This window comes from Pseudobacillus badius (assembly GCF_002189605.1).
In the GTDB taxonomy this organism is placed as follows: Bacteria; Bacillota; Bacilli; order Bacillales; family Domibacillaceae; genus Pseudobacillus; species Pseudobacillus badius.
In genome coordinates, this window is record NZ_MWMM01000005.1 from 155,926 (window position 1) to 178,842 (window position 22,917).

The 22,917-nt window shown below is 45.0% G+C and carries 24 protein-coding genes, 10 tRNA genes and 1 rRNA gene; 34 read left to right on the plus strand and 1 reads right to left on the minus strand.

Features of this window, described 5'->3' with window-relative positions:
- The first annotated feature begins 820 nt into the window (after positions 1-820).
- Entirely contained in the window at positions 821-991 is a 171-nt protein-coding gene (locus tag B1A98_RS20480) for a hypothetical protein (protein WP_158286033.1), read from the plus strand.
- Positions 992-1,046: 55 nt separating this feature from the next.
- On the opposite strand, the gene B1A98_RS11400 is transcribed toward B1A98_RS20480, so the two are convergent.
- Positions 1,047-2,201: a dicarboxylate/amino acid:cation symporter gene (locus B1A98_RS11400; RefSeq protein WP_063384439.1), complete on the minus strand. Its 1,155-nt coding sequence runs from the start codon at positions 2,199-2,201 to the stop codon at positions 1,047-1,049.
- 274 nt (positions 2,202-2,475) lie between these two features.
- Between B1A98_RS11400 and B1A98_RS11405 the strand changes: the two genes are divergently transcribed.
- The 33 genes from B1A98_RS11405 to B1A98_RS11565 form a co-directional block, all read left to right on the plus strand.
- Positions 2,476-3,531, plus strand: a complete 1,056-nt coding sequence (locus B1A98_RS11405; protein ID WP_063384440.1) for a D-alanine--D-alanine ligase — start codon at positions 2,476-2,478, stop codon at positions 3,529-3,531.
- Between the two features lie 17 nt (positions 3,532-3,548).
- On the plus strand, positions 3,549-4,925 hold the full coding sequence (locus B1A98_RS11410) for a UDP-N-acetylmuramoyl-tripeptide--D-alanyl-D-alanine ligase (RefSeq protein ID WP_063384441.1): 1,377 nt from the start codon (positions 3,549-3,551) through the stop codon (positions 4,923-4,925).
- Positions 4,926-5,143: 218 nt separating this feature from the next.
- The gene (locus tag B1A98_RS11415; protein ID WP_305954913.1) at positions 5,144-5,854 is read left to right on the plus strand and encodes an alpha/beta hydrolase; all 711 of its coding nucleotides are present in this window, start codon (positions 5,144-5,146) and stop codon (positions 5,852-5,854) included.
- A gap of 118 nt (positions 5,855-5,972) precedes the next feature.
- Positions 5,973-7,436 carry a degradosome RNA helicase CshA gene (gene cshA, locus B1A98_RS11420; protein WP_041100705.1) on the plus strand — a complete coding sequence of 488 codons (1,464 nt, stop codon included), beginning with the start codon at positions 5,973-5,975 and terminating at the stop codon, positions 7,434-7,436.
- Between the two features lie 153 nt (positions 7,437-7,589).
- Positions 7,590-8,069 carry a PH domain-containing protein gene (locus tag B1A98_RS11425; protein ID WP_082821693.1) on the plus strand — a complete coding sequence of 160 codons (480 nt, stop codon included), beginning with the start codon at positions 7,590-7,592 and terminating at the stop codon, positions 8,067-8,069.
- Positions 8,062-9,564 (plus strand): PH domain-containing protein, encoded by a 1,503-nt coding sequence (locus tag B1A98_RS11430; protein WP_063384444.1) that lies wholly within the window; start codon positions 8,062-8,064, stop codon positions 9,562-9,564. Before B1A98_RS11425 ends, B1A98_RS11430 begins: the two co-directional genes overlap by 8 nt.
- Positions 9,527-9,883, plus strand: coding sequence for a holo-ACP synthase (gene acpS, locus B1A98_RS11435; RefSeq protein WP_063384445.1), 357 nt, complete (start codon positions 9,527-9,529; stop codon positions 9,881-9,883). The genes B1A98_RS11430 and acpS overlap by 38 nt, the downstream gene beginning before the upstream one ends.
- Before the next feature lie 79 nt (positions 9,884-9,962).
- On the plus strand, positions 9,963-10,979 hold the full coding sequence (locus B1A98_RS11440; protein ID WP_063384446.1) for a LolA family protein: 1,017 nt from the start codon (positions 9,963-9,965) through the stop codon (positions 10,977-10,979).
- Between the two features lie 172 nt (positions 10,980-11,151).
- Positions 11,152-11,358, plus strand: coding sequence for a hypothetical protein (locus B1A98_RS11445; protein WP_063384447.1), 207 nt, complete (start codon positions 11,152-11,154; stop codon positions 11,356-11,358).
- 122 nt (positions 11,359-11,480) lie between these two features.
- Entirely contained in the window at positions 11,481-12,644 is a 1,164-nt protein-coding gene (gene alr / locus B1A98_RS11450; RefSeq protein WP_063384448.1) for an alanine racemase, read from the plus strand.
- 188 nt (positions 12,645-12,832) lie between these two features.
- Positions 12,833-13,114, plus strand: a complete 282-nt coding sequence (locus B1A98_RS11455; RefSeq protein ID WP_041100717.1) for a CopG family ribbon-helix-helix protein — start codon at positions 12,833-12,835, stop codon at positions 13,112-13,114.
- Positions 13,115-13,119: 5 nt separating this feature from the next.
- Positions 13,120-13,470 carry a type II toxin-antitoxin system PemK/MazF family toxin gene (locus B1A98_RS11460; protein ID WP_041100719.1) on the plus strand — a complete coding sequence of 117 codons (351 nt, stop codon included), beginning with the start codon at positions 13,120-13,122 and terminating at the stop codon, positions 13,468-13,470.
- A gap of 432 nt (positions 13,471-13,902) precedes the next feature.
- Positions 13,903-14,736 carry an RsbT co-antagonist protein RsbRA gene (locus tag B1A98_RS11465; protein ID WP_063384449.1) on the plus strand — a complete coding sequence of 278 codons (834 nt, stop codon included), beginning with the start codon at positions 13,903-13,905 and terminating at the stop codon, positions 14,734-14,736.
- Positions 14,733-15,089, plus strand: a complete 357-nt coding sequence (locus tag B1A98_RS11470; protein WP_063384450.1) for an STAS domain-containing protein — start codon at positions 14,733-14,735, stop codon at positions 15,087-15,089. Before B1A98_RS11465 ends, B1A98_RS11470 begins: the two co-directional genes overlap by 4 nt.
- 3 nt (positions 15,090-15,092) lie before the next feature.
- Complete coding sequence (locus B1A98_RS11475) at positions 15,093-15,488, plus strand: anti-sigma regulatory factor (protein ID WP_041100725.1); 396 nt, start codon at positions 15,093-15,095, stop codon at positions 15,486-15,488.
- A gap of 11 nt (positions 15,489-15,499) precedes the next feature.
- A complete protein-coding gene (locus B1A98_RS11480; protein WP_063384451.1) occupies positions 15,500-16,510 on the plus strand; it encodes a PP2C family protein-serine/threonine phosphatase in 1,011 nt (336 codons plus the stop codon).
- Positions 16,511-16,583: 73 nt separating this feature from the next.
- The gene (locus B1A98_RS11485) at positions 16,584-16,913 is read left to right on the plus strand and encodes an anti-sigma factor antagonist (RefSeq protein ID WP_041100729.1); all 330 of its coding nucleotides are present in this window, start codon (positions 16,584-16,586) and stop codon (positions 16,911-16,913) included.
- On the plus strand, positions 16,913-17,383 hold the full coding sequence (rsbW, locus tag B1A98_RS11490) for an anti-sigma B factor RsbW (RefSeq protein ID WP_063384452.1): 471 nt from the start codon (positions 16,913-16,915) through the stop codon (positions 17,381-17,383). Before B1A98_RS11485 ends, rsbW begins: the two co-directional genes overlap by 1 nt.
- Positions 17,361-18,155: an RNA polymerase sigma factor SigB gene (gene sigB, locus B1A98_RS11495; protein WP_063384453.1), complete on the plus strand. Its 795-nt coding sequence runs from the start codon at positions 17,361-17,363 to the stop codon at positions 18,153-18,155. The genes rsbW and sigB overlap by 23 nt, the downstream gene beginning before the upstream one ends.
- Positions 18,155-18,748 (plus strand): PP2C family serine/threonine-protein phosphatase, encoded by a 594-nt coding sequence (locus B1A98_RS11500; RefSeq protein WP_041100735.1) that lies wholly within the window; start codon positions 18,155-18,157, stop codon positions 18,746-18,748. Before sigB ends, B1A98_RS11500 begins: the two co-directional genes overlap by 1 nt.
- Positions 18,749-18,806: 58 nt before the next feature.
- Positions 18,807-20,984, plus strand: a complete 2,178-nt coding sequence (locus B1A98_RS11505; RefSeq protein ID WP_240492438.1) for a Tex family protein — start codon at positions 18,807-18,809, stop codon at positions 20,982-20,984.
- A 28-nt stretch (positions 20,985-21,012) separates the two neighbouring features.
- Positions 21,013-21,489: a SprT family protein gene (locus tag B1A98_RS11510; protein ID WP_063384454.1), complete on the plus strand. Its 477-nt coding sequence runs from the start codon at positions 21,013-21,015 to the stop codon at positions 21,487-21,489.
- Between the two features lie 115 nt (positions 21,490-21,604).
- A tRNA-Asn gene (locus B1A98_RS11515) sits at positions 21,605-21,679 on the plus strand.
- Between the two features lie 5 nt (positions 21,680-21,684).
- Positions 21,685-21,775, plus strand: a tRNA-Ser gene (locus tag B1A98_RS11520).
- Positions 21,776-21,792: 17 nt separating this feature from the next.
- Positions 21,793-21,864: transfer RNA gene (locus B1A98_RS11525), tRNA-Glu, on the plus strand.
- 18 nt (positions 21,865-21,882) lie between these two features.
- Positions 21,883-21,957 (plus strand) — tRNA-Gln (locus B1A98_RS11530).
- Between the two features lie 4 nt (positions 21,958-21,961).
- Positions 21,962-22,037 (plus strand) — tRNA-Lys (locus B1A98_RS11535).
- Positions 22,038-22,040: 3 nt separating this feature from the next.
- Positions 22,041-22,124 (plus strand) — tRNA-Leu (locus tag B1A98_RS11540).
- A 281-nt stretch (positions 22,125-22,405) separates the two neighbouring features.
- Positions 22,406-22,488: transfer RNA gene (locus B1A98_RS11545), tRNA-Leu, on the plus strand.
- 10 nt (positions 22,489-22,498) lie between these two features.
- Positions 22,499-22,575, plus strand: a tRNA-Arg gene (locus B1A98_RS11550).
- Positions 22,576-22,585: 10 nt separating this feature from the next.
- Positions 22,586-22,662 (plus strand) — tRNA-Pro (locus B1A98_RS11555).
- 12 nt (positions 22,663-22,674) lie between these two features.
- Positions 22,675-22,748, plus strand: a tRNA-Gly gene (locus B1A98_RS11560).
- Between the two features lie 78 nt (positions 22,749-22,826).
- Positions 22,827-22,917, plus strand: a 16S ribosomal RNA gene (locus B1A98_RS11565); the annotation flags it as partial.

The window sequence follows — 22,917 nt, forward strand, 5'->3', positions numbered from 1 at the left end:
GACCTGCTTTCGTTGATCAGCGTAATGAACAGTGATTTCGTCTGCCATCCTCTGTCTGTTGCTTGCAGGATAGGAAGCCAGCTGATTTCCATTCCAGGCGCTTCGCTTTCCGCGGGGCGGGCGGTGAGCCTCCTCAGCGCCAAAGCGCCTGCGGGGTCTCACCTGTCCCGCAGATCCCGCCGGAGTCTTCGCGCCTTCCATTTCAATCGAGGGGGAAGAGGAAAGCTAGAGGAGCTGTTCGAAATAAAAACACTTTGACCTGCTTTCGTTGATCAGCGTAATGAACAGTGATTTCGTCTGCCATCCTCTGTCTGTTGCTTGCAGGATAGGAAGCCAGCTGATTTCCATTCCAGGCGCTTCGCTTTCCGCGTGGCGGGCGGTGAGCCTCCTCAGCGCCAAAGCGCCTGCGGGGTCTCACCTGTCCCGCAGATCCCGCCGGAGTCTTCGCGCCTTCCATTTCAATCGAGGGGGAAGAGGAAAGCTAGAGGAGCTGTTCGAAATAAAAACACTTTGACCTGCTTTCGTTGATCAGCGTAATGAACAGTGATTTCGTCTGCCATCCTCTGTCTGTTGCTTGCAGGATAGGAAGCCAGTTGATTTCCATTCCAGGCGCTTCGCTTTCCGCGGGGCGGACGGTGAGCCTCCTCAGCGCCAAAGCGCCTGCGGGGTCTCACCTGTCCCGCAGATCCCGCCGGAGTCTTCGTGCCTTCCATTTCAATCGAGGGGGAAGAGGAAAGCTGGAGGAGCTGTTCAGCCGTGGTGGTTAAAGTAAAAGGGGCTGTTACAGAATACGGCTGCTTTTTCTTTTAGTGGCGGGCTTATGAACGAGTTGTATTCGGAAGCAGGTCCCCCGAGTACGGCCCCTGTCACCTTGATTCCACTGACATTGATTCAACCTTCCTTTAAGATCCAGTTCACGCCAAGGGTGCTTACCGGCGCTGTCATGAACGGCCGGATCAGCGGAGCAGGGTTCGGGATAAGGTTATCCTGACTCTCTTTTGCCGGCAAACTAAAGTCCTGAATACGCATGTATTCAGGACTTTTCGTTATTCCTTATTTAATTTGTCAACGATGGCAGTAAGAGCTCCGTCGCCTGTCACGTTACAGGCTGTTCCAAAGCTGTCTTGCGCAAGGTAAAGGGCGATCATCAGCGATACCATGGTGGCATCAAAGCCTAACATCGTCTCAAGTAATCCAAGAGCCGCCATCACAGCCCCGCCCGGAACGCCAGGTGCTGCGATCATCGTAACGCCGAGCATCAGAATAAACGGCAGCATACTAGCGAATGAGTAGGCTTCCCCTTGCAAGAGCATGACCGCCATTGAGCAGCTGACGAGTGTAATCGTGCTGCCGGATAAATGGATGGTTGCCAGTAAAGGAACGGAGAAATCGGCAATGCGGCCTTTCACTCCCATTTGCTTCGTTTTTTCAAGGGTCACTGGGATCGTTGAAGCGGACGATTGTGTGCCGAGTGCTGTAAAGTAAGCCGGCAGCATCGTTTTCAACATCCGCAGCGGGCTTTGCTTTCTGATTGTGCCGGCCGCCGTGTACTGAACGCATAAGTACAAGATGTGAAGAATAATAATCATAATGAATACTTTCGCGAATACGCTCATAATAGCGCTCACTTGCCCGCCCTGTGTCATATTGGCGAAAATACCTAAAATATGGATCGGCAAAAGCGGGATGATGATTTTTTCAATAATGATTTCAATGATCTGCCGGAATTCATCCATTGCTTTTTGAAGGGTATCTCCTTTGATAGCAGCCATTCCAAGCCCCAGAGCGAAGGCAAGCAGAAGGGCGGACATTACACCCATAATCGGTGTCATTTCCACTGAAAAGAAAGGCTCTAACAAGGCTTTTTCAGGGTTTTCAAACGCCTTAGCCGCTTGGTTCGATAAGATAGATGGATAAATGGCTTTTGCTGTGAAAAACGCTACAAGTCCAGCAATAATGGTAGAACAATAAGCAATCAATGTGGTCATTCCGAGCAGTTTGCCGGCGCCTTTGCCGATGGATCCGATACCCGGAGCGATAAACCCGATAATAATTAACGGAATGACAAATCCGAGAAAGTTTCCGAATAAGCCATTAAATGTAGCCAAAATTCTAATGAATGCATCAGGCGCAAAGGTGCCTGCAATAATCCCTACTATAATAGCGACGATAATTCTTGGCAGTAAGCCAAAGCTTTTCATATGTTGTCCTCCTGGTGTGAACATTTGTATTTACCAAAAGAATTATACCTTCTATAGAGCAGAAAGTTAATAGAAATGAAAATAGAAATAAAATTCAGATTAATCTTTTGGGAAATATTTAAAGAAATTACCTAATTCAAGAGTTTATTCCAGAGCTTTGGCGGGCTGAATTTAAATCGGGAGGATAGTTGCATGGAAATTTAGTTTTTCTTTGCTTAAAGCATGATAGAATGGAGATAATGAAATCTTTTCATTTATTTATTGGAGGGTTACTATGAGAACGAAATTGTGTTTATTATATGGAGGAAAATCAGCTGAACATCAAGTGTCCTTACAAACAGCAAAAGCAGTTATCCGTGCACTTGATCTAAATAAATTTGATATCTACCCAATTTATATTACGACAGAGGGAAATTGGATTGAAGGAAACAAGCTTACGGCTCCGGCCAACGAAGTATCTGAACTGCAGTTTGCCGGCGATGGACAGTCATCGGCGGTGGCTCAAAGCTTGATTTCAAAAAAATATGATGTTATTTTTCCGCTTTTGCATGGGCCGAACGGTGAAGACGGAACGGTTCAAGGACTCCTTGAAGTAATGAACCTTCCTTATGTCGGCAATGGCGTGCTGGCCTCATCCGCTGGGATGGATAAGGTCATTATGAAAAATATTTTTGCCCAAGCGAATTTGCCGCAAGTAAATTATGTGTGGCTGACACGCAAAATGTGGGTGGAAAATAAAGAGGCGGCTTATGAAAAAGCGGAAAAAGTGCTTGGTTATCCGTGCTTTGTCAAGCCGGCCAATCTCGGTTCAAGCGTTGGCATCAGTAAGTGCACAAACCGTGAGGAACTTGAAGCCGCTTATGAGGAAGCGTTCCAGTTTGACCGCAAAATTATCGTTGAAGAAGGGGTTGTAGCAAGAGAACTGGAAATCGGCTTGCTGGGCAATGAGGACCCGCAATGCTCGGTCATTGGCGAAATTGTTCCTAAAAAAGAATTCTATGATTATAAAGCTAAGTATGAAGATGGAAACACAGCGCTAATTATCCCGGCTGAAATTTCCGAAGATGTACAAACTAATATGAAAAGAAAGGCTGTTACTGCGTTTCAGGCATTAGATTGCTCCGGCCTTGTCCGCGCTGACTTTTTCTTAACAGAGAATGGCGAGCTGCTGATTAATGAAATTAATACAATGCCTGGGTTTACTCCTTTTAGCATGTTCCCCCTTCTTTGGAAGCATGCAGGCGTTGAATATCCTTTGTTAATCGAAAAGCTAATTGATCTTGCAAAAGAACGTCATGAGGAAAAACAGCAACTTAAATATACTTTCTAAAGGTGGACATTGATTTTATGATGCGTAAGACCATTGAACAAATAGCCAATATAATAAAAGTAGAAAATAACATTGAAGCATTTAAAGAACGGATGGTGTACGGGGTAGCTATTGACTCCAGAAAAGCAGTAGCCGGCCAGTTATTTGTTCCTTTTAAAGGGGAGAACACGGATGGCCACCAGTATGTCAAACAAGCGCTGGAGCAGGGGGCGGGCGCTGCTCTCTGGCAAAAAGACAGACCTAATCCTCCAGTTGATTTGCCGGTGCTGGTAGTAGAAGACACGCTGAAGGCTCTTCAGCAGCTGGCGAAGGCTTACCGGGAAGAGCTGGATGTGAAAGTCATCGGCATCACTGGCAGCAACGGAAAAACGACAACGAAAGATATGACAGCGAGCCTGCTTTCTTTAAAGTTTAAGGTCCAAAAAACAGAAGGAAACTTCAACAATCATATCGGTCTTCCGCTTACGATCCTTTCTTTAGATCAAGAGACGGAAGCGGCTGTGATTGAAATGGGCATGAGCAGTAAAGGAGAAATCGACCTGCTAACGAAGATTGCTTCCCCGGATATAGCGATTATTACGAATATTGGTGAATCGCATTTGCAAGATTTAGGATCAAGGGAAGCGATCGCTGAAGCAAAGCTTGAGATTATTAACGGTCTTGCTGCTGATGGCATCCTTATTTATCATGGCGATGAACCGCTTTTGCAGGAAGCTTTACAAGAGACAGAGGTGCAGACAAAAACTTTTGGCCTTGCTGAAAGCAATGACCTGTATCCGATTAACATTGACACGCTTCAGGATGGAAGCCGATTTAAGATCAATGGTGCGCCCGGCACAGAGTTTTTCCTGCCGATTATCGGGCGGCATAATGTGCTGAACGCAATGGCGGCTATGCTGGCCGCCCGTGAAATGGGCATTGACTTTGAAGCGATGAAAACAGGTCTGTCATCTGTAGAACTAACGAAAATGCGCATGGAAATGATTGATGGCATCAAGGGAACTAAGTTAATTAATGATGCCTATAATGCCAGCCCTACTTCTATGAAAGCGGCTATTGAGCTAGCTGAAAGAATGCCGGGATTTCAGCGAAAAATCCTTGTATTGGGGGATATGCTTGAACTTGGGCTGGATGAGGAGCTATTCCATTATCAAGTAGGTCAAACCGTGAGCGGTGAAGCGATTGATTACCTTTTCACGATCGGACGGTTAGGCCAGTTTATTGCCGCTGGTGCGAAAAACTCTTTAGGAGAAGACCGCATCTTTGCTTTCAATGATAAGCAGGAGTTGATTGACAAGCTCGAATCTCTGCTTGAAAGCGGAGACTTAGTCGTTGTTAAAGCCTCTCGCGGTGTGCGGCTTGAAGAAGTGATAGAGGCCCTGGAAAAGAAGTAACTGGGCAAGAGCAGCCAGAAAAACAGTAAGATAAAGAAGGCTCCGTTTGGTCTGCACCCTCACACCAGGCAGATGCCTGGTGTTTTTCTTTTCATTCATAAACAATAACCAGTTATTATTAAAAGATCTTCAGCTTCTGAGTTGTACCAGTTTTGTTAATGAAGAAGGAGACCGGGTAATAATTACAGTATATAAAGGAAAATAATGAAGAAAAGGAAATGGTGAAGATGATTGGCTGTTTGTGCATTCATGGGTTTACGGGTGCGCCTTATGAAGTCGAGCCGCTCGCTAAGTACTTGCATAAAAGGACAAATTGGAAAATTGTCGTTCCGACGCTCCCAGGCCATGGAACAACGCTGTCACTGAAAGGAATCACGTACCGGCAGTGGCTGGAACATGCGGAAGGTGAGCTGAAGCAGCTGTTGACTGAGTGCGAAACGGTTTATGTGATTGGTTTTTCGATGGGCGGGCTGATTGCCGCCTATTTAGCGGAAAAATATCCTGTAAAAAAGCTTATATTATTAAGTGCTGCCGCTAAATATATTAATGTAGGGCAATTGTCCAAGGATATTAAAGGGATGTGGCACGACGCGAAAAAAGGCAAGCTGAGTGAGAATGAGCTATTTTTGCGCTATAAGAATAAGCTTTTGTTCACTCCCTTGTCAGCGGCCTGGCAGTTTCGGAAAATGGCTGCTTACAGCAAGCCGCTTTTCGCTAAAATCCAGATACCCACCTTTATTGCCCAAGGGTTGGCTGATGGCATTGTGCCGCCGAAAAGTGCCGAGTATATTTACCGCCGTCTTCCATCTGTCCAAAAGGAAATTTATTATGTGCCGCATGCTAAACACCATATTTGCCATACGGGAGAAAAGGAGCTGCTCTTTGAAAAAGTCTTTACATTTCTAACTGAACGTAGTAGAGTGATTTAAATATCGAGTGTGTTGTAATGAAGCGATAAAAATGATATGATGACAATAACTTTTGCTCTTCATATGGAAGAGTATTTTTTGTTTGATACGGCAAACGAAATAGAAGGAGAAGAAAATATTGACGAAATTTAAAGATCTAAATTTAAGTGAAACCACTTTAAAAGCTATTGATAAAATGGGATTTGAAGAGGCGACGCCTATTCAGGCTCAAACGATTCCGGCTGGCCTTGAAGGCCATGACATTATTGGGCAGGCGCAAACAGGAACAGGTAAAACGACAGCTTTCGGCGTACCAATGATTGAGAAAATTGATACTAACAACCATCTGATTCAGGGCTTGGTTATTGCTCCAACCCGGGAGCTGGCCATTCAGGTATCTGAAGAGCTTTATAAAATTGGCAGCGGCAAGCGCGTTGGTATTTTGGCTGTATACGGCGGCCAGGATATTCAACGCCAAATTCGCGCACTGAAAAAGCGTCCTCATATTATTGTAGGGACACCAGGCCGGATTCTTGACCATATTAACCGAAAAACACTGAAGCTTGATCATTTGCAAACGCTTGTGCTGGATGAAGCGGATGAAATGCTGAATATGGGATTTATTCAGGATATCGAGGCTATTCTTTCCCACATGCCAGTTGAACGCCAAACTTTGTTGTTCTCAGCAACGATGCCTAAGCAAATTCGGGCGATAGCTGAGAGGTTTATGAAGGATCCTGTAAGCATTCGTGTGAAAGCAAAAGAAATGACGGTTTCTAACATTGAACAGCATTATGTGAAAGTGCATCAGCGCGATAAATTCGATGTGCTCTCCCGCTTAATTGATGTTCACTCGCCAGAATTGGCTATTATTTTCGGCCGTACCAAAAGACGTGTCGATGAACTGGCTAATGCATTAAGCCTCCGCGGCTATCAGGCAGAAGGAATTCACGGCGATTTAACTCAGGCGAAACGCTTAACAGTGCTAAAACGCTTCAAAGAAGGAAAAATCGACGTTCTTGTGGCAACAGACGTAGCTGCACGCGGCCTTGATATTTCCGGGGTCACTCATGTATACAACTATGACATCCCGCAAGATCCGGAAAGCTATGTTCACCGGATTGGCCGTACGGGCCGTGCCGGCAAAGAGGGCGTTGCGATTACATTTGTTGAACCAAGAGAAATGGGCTATTTAAAAGAGGTCGAAAAAACAACGAAGAAAAAGATGTCGCCAATGGCTGCTCCTACATGGGATGATGCATTGGTTGGCCAGCAACAGGCAGCTGTCAATGAGCTGGAAGAATCTGTTGCCAAAAACGACCTTTCCCAATATAAAGCATTGGCAAAAGGACTGCTTGATCAGTATGATGCTGAACAGATCGTTGCTGCTGCTTTAAAATTGATTACGAAGGAACCAGATCGGACACCGATCCATATCACAAGTGAAGCTTCTCTTCCGCAAAAGAAAGATAAGTTCCGCTCTAAAAATTCAAGTTCCAAAAAGCCGTATGGCAGCCGTCAAGGCGGACGTTCATCCGGTGGCAACCGCTCATATAACCGTGATCGCAAAAGCAATCCAAGAAGAAAATATACTTCTCAATAAATAAGCAATGACAAGGAGCTGTCCCTTTAAGTTAGTGAAACGCTGACTTTTGGGCAGCTCCTTTTTTTAGGATTGATGTAAATTCCAAAAAATGAAACCTTTTCCTGTTGTGAAACGTTATAACAGAAAAATGATAATAAAGGCTGTGAATATGTGATGGATGAACCTGCAAAAAGAATTTCAAAGAAAGCTTTAAAAGTATGGAGAATATCAGGAATGATCGGTTCGGCTTTTATATGGCTGCTCCTTGTAGCGGCCGCTATATTGGTCCTGATCAAGCAATGGCCGCTTTGGATTTTATTTGTTCTTGGTGCGGCCGGAGTGTTAGAAGTGCTGGCTGTTGTCGTTATTTTGCCGACCATGCGCTGGAAAAGATGGAAATATGAAGTTAGAGAGCAGGAAATTGAGCTTCAGCGAGGGGTATTCATTGTCCGCCGCACGCTGATTCCGATGATTCGCGTCCAGCATGTAGACACGGAGCAGGGTCCGCTTCTGCGCAAGTATGGGCTTGGCGCCATTAAAGTTTCAACAGCCGCTACCGTGCATGATATACCGGCTGTTGAAATAGAGGAGGCGGAGGAAATGAGAAAAGTCATTTCAGCTCTTGCAAGGGTGGCAGAAGAAGATGTCTGATCCGCAAAAGCTTCACCCTATTGCTGCGTTATTAACGTTTCTTAAGGAATTGAAGAACCTTGTCTTTCCGGTTGTTTTTTTAGTTCTCATGGGCAAAGGCCAAAAGAACGGATTTTGGGATTACCTGCCTTTGGCGGGGGCCGGAGCGATGGTCTTATTTGTTCTCATTGCCGGTATTGTGAAGTGGCTGCGCTTTACTTATAGATTAGAAGAGGGCGAGCTGAAAATTGAATATGGATTGTTTATAAAGAAGAAGCGTTATATTCCGATTGAACGCATACAAAGTTTACATATATCCGAGGGGCTTTTGCATCGTGCCTTCGGTTTAGTGAAAGTGAGCGTCGAGACAGCGGGAGGAGCTGAGTCAGAATCAGAAGCAGAACTGACCGCTATTAAGAAAGAAGAAGCGCAGGTTCTTCAACAATTTATCAAGCAAGAAAAGAAACGGAAAAGCGAGTCGGCTGTAAATAGCCACGCGGATGAGGCGGAAGAGGCTGAGCATGAAGACTTGATCTTTTATCGGAGCCGTCTTTCCGAGCTGCTGCTGATGGCCGCCACATCAGGTGGAATCGGTGTCGTTCTGTCAGCTGTATTTGCTTTTTTGAGCCAGTTCCAAGATGTGATTCCGTATGAGAAAATTTTTAAAGAAGCTTCCCATTTTATTGAAATGGGCGTGGCTGTCATAGCGTTTATTGTTTTTTTAGCTTTATTAATTGCATGGGGCGTGTCTATCGGCCTCACCTTGCTGAGATACGCCGGCTTTACAGTAAGAAGAGGAAAAGAAAACTTAATGATCCAAAAAGGGCTGCTTGAAAAACAGCAGTTGACCATCCCCGTAGACCGGGTGCAGGGAATTACGATTTCAGAAAATCCGTTGAGGCAAATTCTAGGTTATTGTTCTGTACATCTTGAAAGCGCGGGGAGCAGGGGAGAAGCGGAAGAAAGTGCAAGTATGATGATTATGCCAATGGTGAAGAAGGAGCGGGCGCTGAATATGCTGGCGGAGCTGTTTCCGGACTATTGCTTCTCCGCAGAGTTTACGCCTTTGCCGGCGCGGGCAGCGAGCCGGTATATCGGAAGGGCTTGTCTTTATGTACTTCTTCCCGTTGGAGCAGCGGTTTGGTTTTTTTGGCCGTTCGGACTAGGGTTTCTTGCCGCTTTCATGCTGGCCGCTCTTTATGGCTTCGTTAGTTTTAAAGGAGCTGGATGGCGTATTGATGGCCGCCAGCTTACGATAAGAACGAGAAAAGTGTCTTTGCAAACCGCCTTTGTATTGAAAAATCGGATTCAATCCTTGGAGGTTATACAAACGTGGAGGCAAAAGCAAAAAGATTTAGCTTCGGTTCATGCGGCTATCAGAAGCGGAATCGGCGGCAAAAGAATAAAGGTTGCAAATGTTTCATTCAATGATGCGCGAGAAATTTATCGCTGGTATGAGCTGAAGAAGGAGGAGGACTATGATCCAGGGGATCGGCATGGATATTGTAGAGATTAGCAGGATTCAAAAATTAATAGAACGGCAGCCGAAATTTATTGAGCGGATTTTAACAAAGAACGAACAGCTGGTGTTTCACAGCCGAAGCGGCCGCCGGCAAGTTGAATACCTGTCCGGCCGCTTTGCTGCCAAGGAAGCTTTTGCAAAAGCAATGGGCAGCGGAATCGGCGGGCAGCTCTCCTTTCAAGATATTGAGACGGCTTCAGACAGCAATGGAAAGCCCTGCGTTACAGCCCCTTTTTCTGCAGGCGTGCATTTATCTATTACGCACAGCAAAGACTATGCGGCTGCCCAGGTCGTTATTGAACAAATAAATTAAAAAAGAACAGCCCCTTTCGGACAATCATATTTTAAAAGGTTGTCTCATATATTTTTAATGCGAAAGGGGTTGTGATGACATGACAAAAAGAAGGTTAGTCTGGCTATTATGCCTGGTTGCTTTATTTGTTCTCTCTGCTTGCGGCGCAAAATCCAAGGAGGATGTCACAAAGGATTTAAATGAAAAAGCCGAAGAGATGAAAGGCTACAAGGCAACCGCCCAAATGACGCTTCAGACAGGAGAAGAAAAACAGGCGTATCACGTGGAGATTTGGAATAAGGACAATCATTTTTACCGCGTGGAGTTATCGAATGACAAAAAGGATCAGAGTCAGATGATTTTAAAGAATGAGTCCGGTGTATATGTATTAACGCCATCTTTGAATAAGAGCTTTAAGTTTCAAAGTGATTGGCCAAAAAACAGCAGTCAGGCTTATTTGTTTGAATCACTAGTCAAAGATATCAAAACAGACCAGGAAGCTGCTTTTAAGGAAACGGATAAGCATTATGTGTTTGAAACAAAGACAAGGTATCCTAACAGCCACATGCTTCCAATACAGGAAATCACCTTTAATAAGCGCGATTTAGCGCCTGTTTCAGTGAAGGTGATGGATCCGGATCGCAAGCCCGTATTGACGGTCAGCTTTAAGAAGGTGGATTTTAAAGCGAGCTTCGAAAAGTCATCCTTTGATGTAAAGAAGAATATGACCGGAGCCCAGCTGGAAATGCCGGTGCTCGCTCAAGAGAAGGAAAAGGAATTCACTGTCTTTTATCCGCAGGCCGAAGCGGTTGGCAGCCAGTTGCTTGAGGAAAATGAGATGCTGACAGCGAATGGCAAACGCATTGTACTCACTTATGGAGGCGACAAGTCATTCACTGTCGTCCAGGAAAAAGCATCGGCTCCGTCGAATGCTTCGGTAGAAACAGCGAGCATGAGCGGCGAAATGGCTGATTTGGGCTTTGCCTTTGGAGAAATTACTGATCAGTCGCTTTCTTGGTCCTATAAAGGTGTGGATTACATGATCGCTTCTAAAGATTTAAGCGAGGCGGAAATGATTGAGGTAGCGCGTTCGATGCAAGCGGAAATGGAGAAATAACTGATTTTTGCATGTGTTCGATAAATGATTCAAGTTGATACTTCAGTGCCGCCTCAGCTAAAGGCAGAGCACTTCGGGAACGGGAATTTGACGTTCCTTTTTTCTTTGTTTAAGGTAGGGGGTACATGGTCATGCTGCATCGTGGAAATTTGAATAAGAAAGGTCGAACTGGATGAGGCAAAGAAAGAATGTTTTAAAGAGCCGGATCATGCTTGTCGGATGTGCAGCATGCATTGTAGCTGCTTTTTTGATTACGGCTCAATCTTATTTTCACCATAAGGAAATAAAGGAGGCCGGCAAAGGCTGTTTAGATCAGGGCGGCACCGCGGTCGTGGAGAAGTCATTCTTGGCGCTCAATTATTCCTTTTCTTGCGAATAATGAAAATTCCCGGCTGGCGCCCCGGTCTTCTTATTGACAGTACTTGCTGTATACTTAAAAATAAGGTTGGCAAGCAAATAAATTTCACAACTTTATGTATACAGACAAGAAAGAAGGGGCATATGTTGACAGTAGAAGCGAAGTTTTACCGTGATACATGGGCAGAGATCAACTTGGATCATATTTCATACAATGTGAGCGAGACACTAAGGCTGCTTCCGGAAAACACCAAGCTATTTGCGGTAGTAAAGGCCAATGCTTATGGGCATGGAGACGTTCAAGTCGCTAAAGCAGCGGTTGAAGCAGGGGCACAGGGGCTGGCTGTTGCTTTTCTGGATGAAGCACTTTCCGTGAAAAGGGCCGGCCTGTCCGTTCCGTTGCTGGTGCTTGGGGCAAGCAGTCCGCAAGCAGCCAAAATGGCGGCCGACCGGCAAATCTCGTTGACGGTCTTTCAGAAAGACTGGCTGCTGAAAGCGGAGAAGCATTTGGAGGAGGGGCAGCTGCTCCGTGTGCATATCAAGTGTGATACAGGCATGGGACGGCTTGGCGTAAAGACCCCCGAAGAGTTAAACGAGCTGGCGGCGTTTATTCATCGTTCGCCGAAGTTTTTCCTCGAAGGCGTCTTTACTCATTTTGCTACGGCGGATGATTTGAGCACGGAGTATTTTGAAGAGCAGTACGGTCTTTTTGCCAGCATGGTGGACTCGCTTGAGGAGAAGCCGCCCTTCATTCATTGTGCCAACAGTGCGGCGACGCTGCGTTTTGGGAAAACCCATTTGAATGCTGTTCGCCTTGGCATCTCAATGTACGGTCTTTCACCGTCCGAGGAAATAAAGCAGGAGCTGCCATTTCCGTTGAAGCAGTCTTTCTCGCTGCGCACGAGAATTGTCCATGTGAAGAAGCTGAAAAAGGGCGAAAAAATCAGCTACGGAGCGACTTATGAAACTTCGGAGGAAGAATGGATTGCGACTTTGCCGATTGGTTACGCTGACGGCTGGCTGCGCAAGCTTCAGGGACAGATTGTGCTGGCCGGCGGCAAAAGGGTGCCGATCGTAGGCAGAGTGTGTATGGATCAATGCATGATTCGCCTTCCTGAAGAAATGCCAGTCGGAACAGAGGTCACACTGATTGGCAAGCAAGGAGAAGAAGAAATTACCATGGATGATATTGCCCGAAAGATGGACACAATTAACTATGAAGTTCCTTGCATTATTACCGCGCGGGTGCCGCGAGTTTACAAACGAAACGGAGAAATTGTCGAGATAGTAAATCCGTTAAGTGAATGAAAGTAACAAGCTGAAGGTTTATTTATCGGCATTTTTCGCCAGAGGTTTAGTGGATTTGCGCTTTTCTGAGCTATTATCAAAGGATAACAGCCGGGAATTTTGAATTCACCTTCCCCTGCAATAGAAAAGATGATATGATGAAAAGGACAGTTAACGAGACGGTGTAGTGATTGGTGGAGGTGTAGTTCGTGTCTGAATCAAGCGCAACAACAGAAGTGTTAATTCGTTTGCCACAACAATTTGTTAAGGAACTAGACGGGTATGCTGAACTTGAGAAGGTTAACCGCAGCGAATTTATCTACAGAGCAACAAAAATGTATCTTCGGGAAAGAAAGAAACGTCAGATTAGAGAATCGATGCGGCGCGGGTACATGGAAATGGCTAAGATCAACTTGGCTATCGCCTCAGAGGCGCTGCAAGCTGAGTGTGAGGCCGGCAATACTGTAGAACGTTTAGTAAGTGGAGGATAATCCGTGTGATAGTTAAGCGTGGTGACGTATATTTTGCAGACCTGTCCCCTGTTGTCGGATCGGAGCAAGGCGGTGTGCGACCTGTGCTGGTGGTCCAAAACGACATCGGGAATCGGTTCAGTCCCACTATTATTGTTGCTGCTATAACAGCGCAAATTCAAAAAGCTAAGTTGCCTACACATGTTGAAATCGATGCAAAGCGTTACGGCTTTGAACGTGATTCCGTTATCTTACTTGAGCAAATCCGAACGATCGACAAACAGCGTTTAACGGATAAAATCACTCAACTTGATGAGGAAATGATGGAAAAAGTGGACGAAGCCTTGCAAATCAGCTTAGGTCTTATTCAGTTTTAAATAGACGCCCGCTAGTATAACTAGCGGGCGTCTTATTTTTTTAGCATAAGGCAGTGGAATGAATATGGCTTTTTTATGAATTTATTCGCGTCTTGATGCCATTTTCTGATAGTATTTTCTGCCAGACAGGACTATCGCTTTTTAATTGCCGAAATAAACATTATAATGTTTAGTAGTGACGATAAATAATAGCGGGCATAAAAAAGAAAGGGAAATCAGTTTAGTTTTATGTTTGAAGTTGTTAAGATGAAGAAAGCAGATTGGGATAATCAGCGGAGGAGACTGCCTTAGAAAAGGAGTAGCTGCCTTCAGTTTCCCGGCATAAAGGTTGCTGTGCAGCGGGTAGCAGAGAAGGAGCCGATTGTTTATGGGACAGTCTCTACATAGAGTCGACGCCGCAGCCATCGAAAAAGAAGAATTGGAGTTGTCTTGATGCGTAAACTAATTTTTAACTATGTACAAACCCATAAAAGTGAAATTCTAGGCGAGTGGATTAACCGGATGAAGCAGGAGGCGGATGAGCGTGCTGTACAAACGATGTCTGCTCAAATGTTTACAAAAACAAGCAGTGAGTTTATCGAGCTGCTGGTTTCCAACTTTACGGAGACGGAAGAGGAATTTCAATCTAAGGTCACCGAATTTGCTGAGAAAATTGTCAGATTAGGCTGGCCGCTGACTGTTATTACACTGGGGCTGCGCATATTTGATCACATCATAACAGACGGCATGCAGGAAGAAGAATTGATTGACCGGCATAACTTTATGGACTTTTCTTCTGAGTTTGAGCGCTGGATGTTTCCTTTGTATAACACCATTATCGATGCTTACGCCTATACATGGGAGCGCACAGTTTCTTTGCAGAAGATTGCTCTTCAGGAATTGTCTGCCCCTCTTATACCAGTCTTTGAAAAAATATCAGTCATGCCTCTTGTAGGGACAATTGATACAGAGAGAGCCAAGCAGATTATGGAAAACTTGCTCGATGGGGTCGTGAAACATCGCGCGGAGGTCGTTCTGATTGATATTACGGGAGTTCCAGTGGTGGATACGATGGTCGCGCATCATATTATCCAGGCCGCTGATGCGGTTCGGCTTGTCGGTGCTAAGTGCATGATTGTGGGCATCCGTCCGGAAATCGCTCAAACGATTGTCACTCTTGGCATCAACCTTGATCAAGTCCTGACAACCAGCACGTTGAAAAAAGGAATTGAAAAAGCCTTAGAGATGACGGAAAGAAAAATCATTGAGGTGGAGGAAGAGCGATGAGAATACCAATTTTAAAACTTCATGATTGTTTGCTGATTTCGATTCAATGGGAACTGGATGATCAGACTGCCCTTCAGTTTCAAGAAGATTTGCTCCGTAAAATTCACGAAACGAGTGCGAGAGGGGTAGTCATTGATTTAACCTCTATCGACTTTATTGATTCTTTCATCGCTAAAGTGCTCGGAGATGTGATCAGCATGTCAAAACTTATGGGAGCGAAAGTAGTGATCACAGGAATTCAGCCAGCCGTTGCTATTACCTTGATCGAATTGGGGATACGTCTTGAAGATGTCTTGACAGCTCTTGATTTAGAAAAAGGTTTGGAGAAACTTCAACGGGAACTGGAGGACTAATCTATGGATTCTTGCGTCAAGATTACAAATGAATGGGACATCGTAGCTGCAAGGCAGCTTGGCAGAAATGTAGCCAAAGATCTTGGTTTTGGCACAGTTGACCAGGCCCGTATCACGACAGCTATTAGTGAGCTGGCGCGCAATATCTATCTGTATGCCGGCCAAGGGCAGGTATGTATAGAAAAGACGGAAAATGCCGGGAAGGTTGGATTAATAATTCTTTCAGAAGATCAGGGTCCTGGCATTCAAGATCTTCGTAAAGCAATGGAAGATGGTTTCTCCACCTCTGGAGGACTTGGAGCCGGCTTACCTGGAGTTAAACGCCTTGTAGATGAGTTTGCGATTGACTCCACTCCGGGTGAAGGGACACTTATCAAGGCAATTAAGTGGCTCCGATAAGGAGGGCAAGTATGGAATTTAGGGAAGCGATGCAAGAAAAGTATAAAGAAATTCTTGAAAGCTATATGAAGGATCAAAACGAACAAGCTTTGTATCTCAGCCAGAAATTCAGCAGAAAATCCATTGAACACAAAATCTCTCCTGAGGAAATTATCATTCTTCATCGAACGGCTCTGCTAGAACTTGGCATAGAAGCTGAGGCTGATATGCTCCAGTCTTTTGATATTTTACTGGAGGTCATGATGGCTTATGGAATTGCCTACCGGGAACATCAGAATCTGCGGACCATTCAGCAGGAGCTGAAAAGTGAGATCGAAGTGGCAGCCAACATGCAGCAAACGCTTTTAGGAACGCAGGTTCCAGAAGTGGATTGTTTGGATATCGGAGCTATCAGTGTGCCGGCCAGACAGATGAGCGGAGATTACTATCACTTTGTCCATGATGAGCAAGGAGCTGTCAGTGTAGCCATTGCCGACGTCATCGGAAAAGGGATCCCAGCCGCACTGTGCATGTCCATGATTAAATATTCGATGGACAGCCTGCCGGAAGGCCGGCATGAACCATGCCGGGTGCTTGAAAGCTTAAACAGGGTAGTAGAGCAGAATGTCGATCCAACGATGTTTATTACTATGTTTTACGGAATGTACAATACAATGAATCATACATTCTATTATTCCTCTGCAGGTCATGAACCAGGCTTCTTTTACAACCATCAGACACAACAATTTGAAGAATTATACGCGAAGGGCTTATTGCTTGGTGTTGATAAGAAAACAAAGTATCGCCAGTTTGAAAAGAAAGCGGAAGCGGGAGATATTATCCTTCTGATGTCGGATGGGGTCACGGAATGCCGGACGAAGGATGGGTTTATCGAGGTAGACACTCTGTTGGGGTACATTAAAAAGTATATCCATCTAGAAGCCCAAGAGATTGCGGATAAAGTGTACAAAGAACTTGAGTTTTTACAAGACTTTGAGCTGCGGGATGATTTTACTTTAATCATTTTAAAGAGAATCAAGTAGCCAAAGGTTTATCTTCTTTTTAGCCGGGTATAATTTAAAAACAGTGGAGTAATAAAGAAGAGGTGGGTTTAAGATGAATATTACAATTGACGTGAAAGAAATGGAACAGCAAACAAAAGTAAAAATCGCTGGAGAAATTGATGCATATACAGCACCAAAGCTTCGAGAAACTGTGTTTCCATATACTGAAAAGGACCAAGCTCGCATAGTCATCGACTTATCAGAAGTTTCTTACATGGATAGTACAGGGTTAGGTGTGTTTGTCGGACTTTTCAAAAGCTTGAATGCGAATGGGGGCACCCTGCAGCTAATTGGTTTATCTGAACGTTTGAGAAGATTGTTTGATATTACGGGTCTGGCAGATATTATGAATATTAATTCCGAAGTAGAAGGTGGCGTTTGATGATGGAAGCGTTTGATTACATCGAGATGAAAATCCCGGCCAAGCCGGAATTTGTGGGCGTTATCAGGCTGACGCTTTCGGGAATCGCGAGCAGAATGGGATTTACATATGATGCCATTGAGGATCTGAAGATAGCTACTAGCGAAGCGATCACCAACGCTGTCCAGCACGCCTACAACGGCGAGGAGGAAGGTGAGGTGGTGGTCGGCTTTGCTCTTTACCACAAGCATTTGGAAGTAATGGTGTCGGATAACGGAAAAAGCTTTAATTTCCGGGAAACAAAAAAGGCATTAGGCCCTTACAAGGAGAATTCTATTGAATTTCTGCGTGAAGGAGGCTTAGGTCTATTTCTCATTGAAACATTAATGGACGAAGTGAAGGTTCATCAAAAGGAAGGGGTTACTTTGTTTATGACAAAGTACCTTGAAGGAGAGCAGGTGGAGAGGGATGCCGAAACCATCTCAACCTAACCAAGACACCAAACAGCAGGTTGTTGAGTGGATCAAAGCCTATCAGACTGACAATGATCAAGAGGCTCAAGAAAACCTCGTTAAACATTATCAGGGGCTAGTGGAATCCATTGCACGCAAATACTCAAAAGGAAAGTCTTACCATGAAGATATCGCCCAAGTCGGAATGATGGGCCTTCTGGGAGCGATCAGAAGGTATGATGATTCTTACGGAAAGAGCTTTGAAGCCTTTGCTATTCCGACAATTGTCGGTGAAATTAAGAGATTTTTACGGGACAAGACATGGAGCGTCCACGTACCGAGACGGATTAAAGAACTCGGCCCCAAAATCAAGTCGACTGTTGAAGAGTTGACCTCATCGCTGCAGCGTTCTCCTAAAGTGGAGGAAATTGCCAGCCACCTTGATATTTCTGAAGAAGAAGTCTTGGAAGCGATGGAGATGGGGAAAAGCTACCAGGCTCTGTCTGTGGATCACTCTATCGAAGCAGATTCTGACGGAAGCACAGTGACCTTGCTCGATATTGTCGGCAGCAAAGAGCAGGGATATGAGAGAGTAGATCAGCGGCTTGTGTTGGAAAAGGTGCTTCACGTATTGTCTGATCGTGAACGTCAAATTATCCAATATACGTATTTAGAAAATATGAGTCAAAAGGATGCAGGGGATAAACTAAACATTTCTCAGATGCATGTATCACGCCTGCAACGAAGAGCAATCAAAAAGCTGAAAGAGGCAATTGATGCTGAATCAATGACATCGGGGCGATTGATTTAATGAACTATTTCCAAAACGAACAGCTAGAGATTTGCGCAAACAAAGCGGCAAAAGGCGGTCAGCCGTTTTGTGGAGACAGCTATTATATTCATACAACAGATGATTATTTAATTTGTGTAATTGCAGATGGGCTTGGCAGCGGCGAGTTCGCTTTTCATTCCTCATCTGCCGTAACAAAGATAGTGGAAGAGAATCATCACGAATCAGTCGACCTCTTAATGAGCTTGAGCAATAATGTTCTTTATCAGAAAAGAGGGGCGGCTGTCGCGATTTTAAAGGTTTACTTCGATACGCAGGAATTCGAATACAGCTGTGTTGGCAATATTCGTTTTTACTTATACACGGACAAGGAGAAGCTTACGTATCCGCTGCCAGTGACCGGCTATTTATCCGGCCGTCCGCAAAAGTATCGGACCCAGCGCTTTAAATACGAGTCAAACTGCAAGTTTCTTTTGCATTCAGACGGGCTTAATATTCTTAACGTCAAAGGCCTGCTGCGAAATCGCTCCATCCAGCAAATTGCCTCGACGCTTGAGGAAGAGACAACGAAGTCTGACGATGACGCTACTTATATTATTGGAAGCCTGCTTTAATAAGTGCAGGCTTTTTTCTTGTGATAAAATAGAGGTCAGAGAAAAAGGAGGAATCCGTATGCCCGTTGAAGCTATGCTTGAGAAAGATAGTTTAATTAAAAAAACAGCCCAAGACGAACAGTTAGATGTTAAAAAGGTGCGTGCAGTCATCGGGCTGGTTGAAGAAGGAAACACGGTGCCTTTTATCGCCCGTTACCGTAAAGAGATGACAGGAGCGCTGAACGAAGTAGAAATCCAGTCGCTGCTTAATCGCTGGAATTACTTGCAGAATCTATCGGCACGCAAGGAAGAAGTCATCCGCCTGATCGGGGAGCAGAACAAGCTAACCTCTGAATTGCAAGCGGCTATTTTGCGTGCTGAAAAAATTCAAACGGTTGAGGATCTTTACCGTCCGTTCAAGCAAAAACGGCGGACCAAGGCGTCCATTGCGAAGGAAAAGGGGTTGATGCCCCTGGCAGAGTGGCTCCTTGCCATGCCGGCTTCTCCTGTTACGGCACAGGCTGAAACGTACATATCAAATGAAAAAGCCGTTTCTTCAGCCGCGGAAGCGATTGAAGGTGCGCTCCATATTATTGCAGAGCAGGCAGCAGATGAAGCAGCGATCCGTCAATGGATTCGCGATGAAACGTTTAAAAACGGCTTGCTTCATTCAACGGCAAAAAACAAGGAAGTAGACGAAAAAAATATATACGAAATGTATTACGCCTATGAAGAGCCCGTTGCAAAAGCTGTTCCGCACCGCATACTGGCTCTTAACCGAGGAGAGAAAGAAGAGATTTTGAAAGTAAGCATTCAAACAGATGCAGAAAAGATTGTTCGCTATATAAGCAAGAGATATAAAGTAAATGAGCAAACAGAAGCAGGCACCTATGTGCGTCAAGCACTGCAAGATGCATATAAGCGGCTCATTCAGCCATCTGTTGAGAGAGAAGTGCGAAATGAACTAACTGAAAAGGCGGAAGACCAAGCGATTCATATTTTCTCTGAGAATTTAAGAAAGCTGCTTTTGCAGCCGCCTTTAAAAGGGAAGGTTGTGCTTGGGGTAGATCCAGCTTACCGTACCGGCTGCAAGCTGGCAGTGGTAGATGAAACCGGAAAAGTATTATATATAGGGGTCATTTATCCGCATCCCCCGAAAGCTAAGAGAGCGGAGGCGGAAGAGCGTGTTCAACAGCTGTTAAAGGAACATGATGTTGAAATTATTGCCATCGGAAACGGAACAGCATCACGCGAAACAGAGCAATTTATAGCAGACGTTATCAAGAAAAGCGAGCGGCAAGCGGCATATATCATCGTCAATGAGGCAGGGGCAAGTGTCTATTCTGCTTCTGAAACGGCGCGTGAAGAATTTCCTGACCTTCAAGTGGAAGAGAGAAGCGCTGTATCTATTGCGAGACGGCTGCAGGACCCGTTAGCAGAATTGGTAAAAATCGATCCGAAGTCTGTAGGAGTCGGACAATACCAGCACGATGTTTCTCAAAAGAAGCTTAACGAGTCGTTAACCTTCGTAGTGGAGACAGCCGTGAACCAGGTAGGCGTTAATCTCAATACCGCTTCCTCTTCATTGCTGCAATATGTAGCTGGCCTGAACAAAACGGTGGCTAACAACATTGTGAAATTCAGGGAGGAAAACGGCAAATTCAGCAGCCGTTCACAAGTAAAGAAAGTCCCGCGCCTCGGTGCGAAAACGTTTGAACAATGTATAGGCTTCTTAAGGATTATAGATGGGCAGGAGCCGCTGGACAAAACAGCTATTCACCCTGAAAGCTATCCGGAAGTAAAGAAGCTGCTTCAAAGCATGAGTTATACCACCAAGGATGTGGGGACGAAAGAGCTCACCGAAGCATTGAACAAGATAACTGTAGAGCAAGCAGCTGAAAAGGCGGGAATTGGCGCGCTGACCATGCAGGATATTAAAGATGCCCTCCAGCAGCCCGGCCGCGATCCGCGTGATGAGCTGCCGACTCCGCTTTTAAAAACAGGAGTTATGAAGCTTGAAGATTTAAAACCTGGCATGGAACTGCAAGGAACGGTCAGAAATGTAGTGGACTTTGGTGCTTTTGTTGATATCGGCGTGAAAGAAGATGGACTTGTCCATATTTCCAAGATGAAAAAAGGGTTTGTTAAACATCCTCTTGATGTAGCCGCTGTTGGTGACATTGTTACAGTTTGGATTGAGCAGGTAGATGAGAAAAAAGGAAGAGTATCATTGACAATGATTTCCCCTGGAAAGTAACAGCAACAGAGAAAGGAGCGGCCGAGTAATGAATAATGAACAACTTCAAGCGCTGACAGAAAAAATCTCATCGGAATTATTCGGCCGCCCTTTTCTGCATAAGGCAGAATTTAATCCGCGGCTAAGAACAACCGGCGGCCGCTATATGCTGCAATCTCATAATATAGAGGTAAACAAAAAGTATTTAGAGGCGTACGGGCTAAAAGAATTAGAAGGGATTATTAAGCATGAGCTTTGCCATTATCATTTACATTTAGAAGGAAGAGGATATAAGCATCGTGATCATGATTTTAAGCAGCTATTGAAAGCTGTGAAAGCCCCAAGACACTGCACGCCGCTTCAAAAATCACCGTCACAGCAGTCGAAGCGGTTGTTTGTTTATGAATGCTCTGGCTGTCATCTGATGTATAGCCGCAAGAAAAAGGTCGATACCAAGAGATATGTTTGCGGAAAGTGCAGAGCACCTGTTATCTTAAGAGAAGAACGGAGCACTTTGAAAAGGTGATTAGCTAGTCATAGATGTCCGTTGCTTTTTCTTTTTTTATTTTGTTATACAAAATTGTTGACTCGACTACTTCACTTTAATATAATACAAATTGTCGATAAAATGAATTTTGTATTCCGCAGTAGCTCAGTGGTAGAGCAATCGGCTGTTAACCGATCGGTCGCAAGTTCGAATCTTGCCTGCGGAGCCATATTTGGAGAAGTACTCAAGTGGCTGAAGAGGCGCCCCTGCTAAGGGTGTAGGTCGCGTAAGCGGCGCGAGGGTTCAAATCCCTCCTTCTCCGCCATTATCTTTATTTAACGAGGCCCCTTGGTCAAGCGGTTAAGACACCGCCCTTTCACGGCGGTAACACGGGTTCGAATCCCGTAGGGGTCATGTTTTTCTGAAAATGATTGGGCTATAGCCAAGCGGTAAGGCAACGGACTTTGACTCCGTCATGCGCTGGTTCGAATCCAGCTAGCCCAGCCATAACGAGCCATTAGCTCAGTTGGTAGAGCATCTGACTTTTAATCAGAGGGTCGAAGGTTCGAGTCCTTCATGGCTCACCATTTGCGGGTGTGGCGGAACTGGCAGACGCGCTAGAATCAGGCTCTAGTGTCCGCAAGGACGTGGGGGTTCGACTCCCTTCATCCGCATTCAAGTAACTTATAGCTTGCATTGCGCAGGCTGTTTTTTGTTTTTTGGTTTGTTTCAAGGCTAATAGCAAAAGATAAATGCACGTCTGATTTTATTTTTTTAAAAAAGTAGTTGACTATTTCAATCGATTGCTTTAATATATTTCTAGTGACGGTTAGTCACAAACAAGTGCCTTCTTCGGATAATAAATACTCTCTTTAAGAAGTAAAATATTATTTTAAAAAAGTACTTGAAATGATAGAGGATGCGTGTTATAATTTAATTCTGTTGCAAGAAACATGCGGTCGTGGCGGAATGGCAGACGCGCTAGGTTGAGGGCCTAGTGGGGGCGACCCCGTGGAGGTTCAAGTCCTCTCGGCCGCATCACGAACATGCGCCCGTAGCTCAATTGGATAGAGCGTTTGACTACGGATCAAAAGGTTAGGGGTTCGACTCCTCTCGGGCGCGCCATATAATTAAACGGGAAGTAGCTCAGCTTGGTAGAGCACTTGGTTTGGGACCAAGGGGTCGCAGGTTCGAATCCTGTCTTCCCGACCAGGAATTTAATATGCGGGTGTAGTTTAATGGTAAAACCTCAGCCTTCCAAGCTGATGTCGTGGGTTCGATTCCCATCACCCGCTCCAAAATTGATCTTTGAAAACTGAACAAAAACATGCCAGTAAGTTAATTCTTATTTTTAAAACATGAGCAAGTCAAACATCTTTTTGGAGAGTTTGATCCTGGCTCAGGACGAACGCTGGCGGCGTGCCTAATACATGCAAGTCGAGCGGACTTGACGGAAGCTTGCTTCCG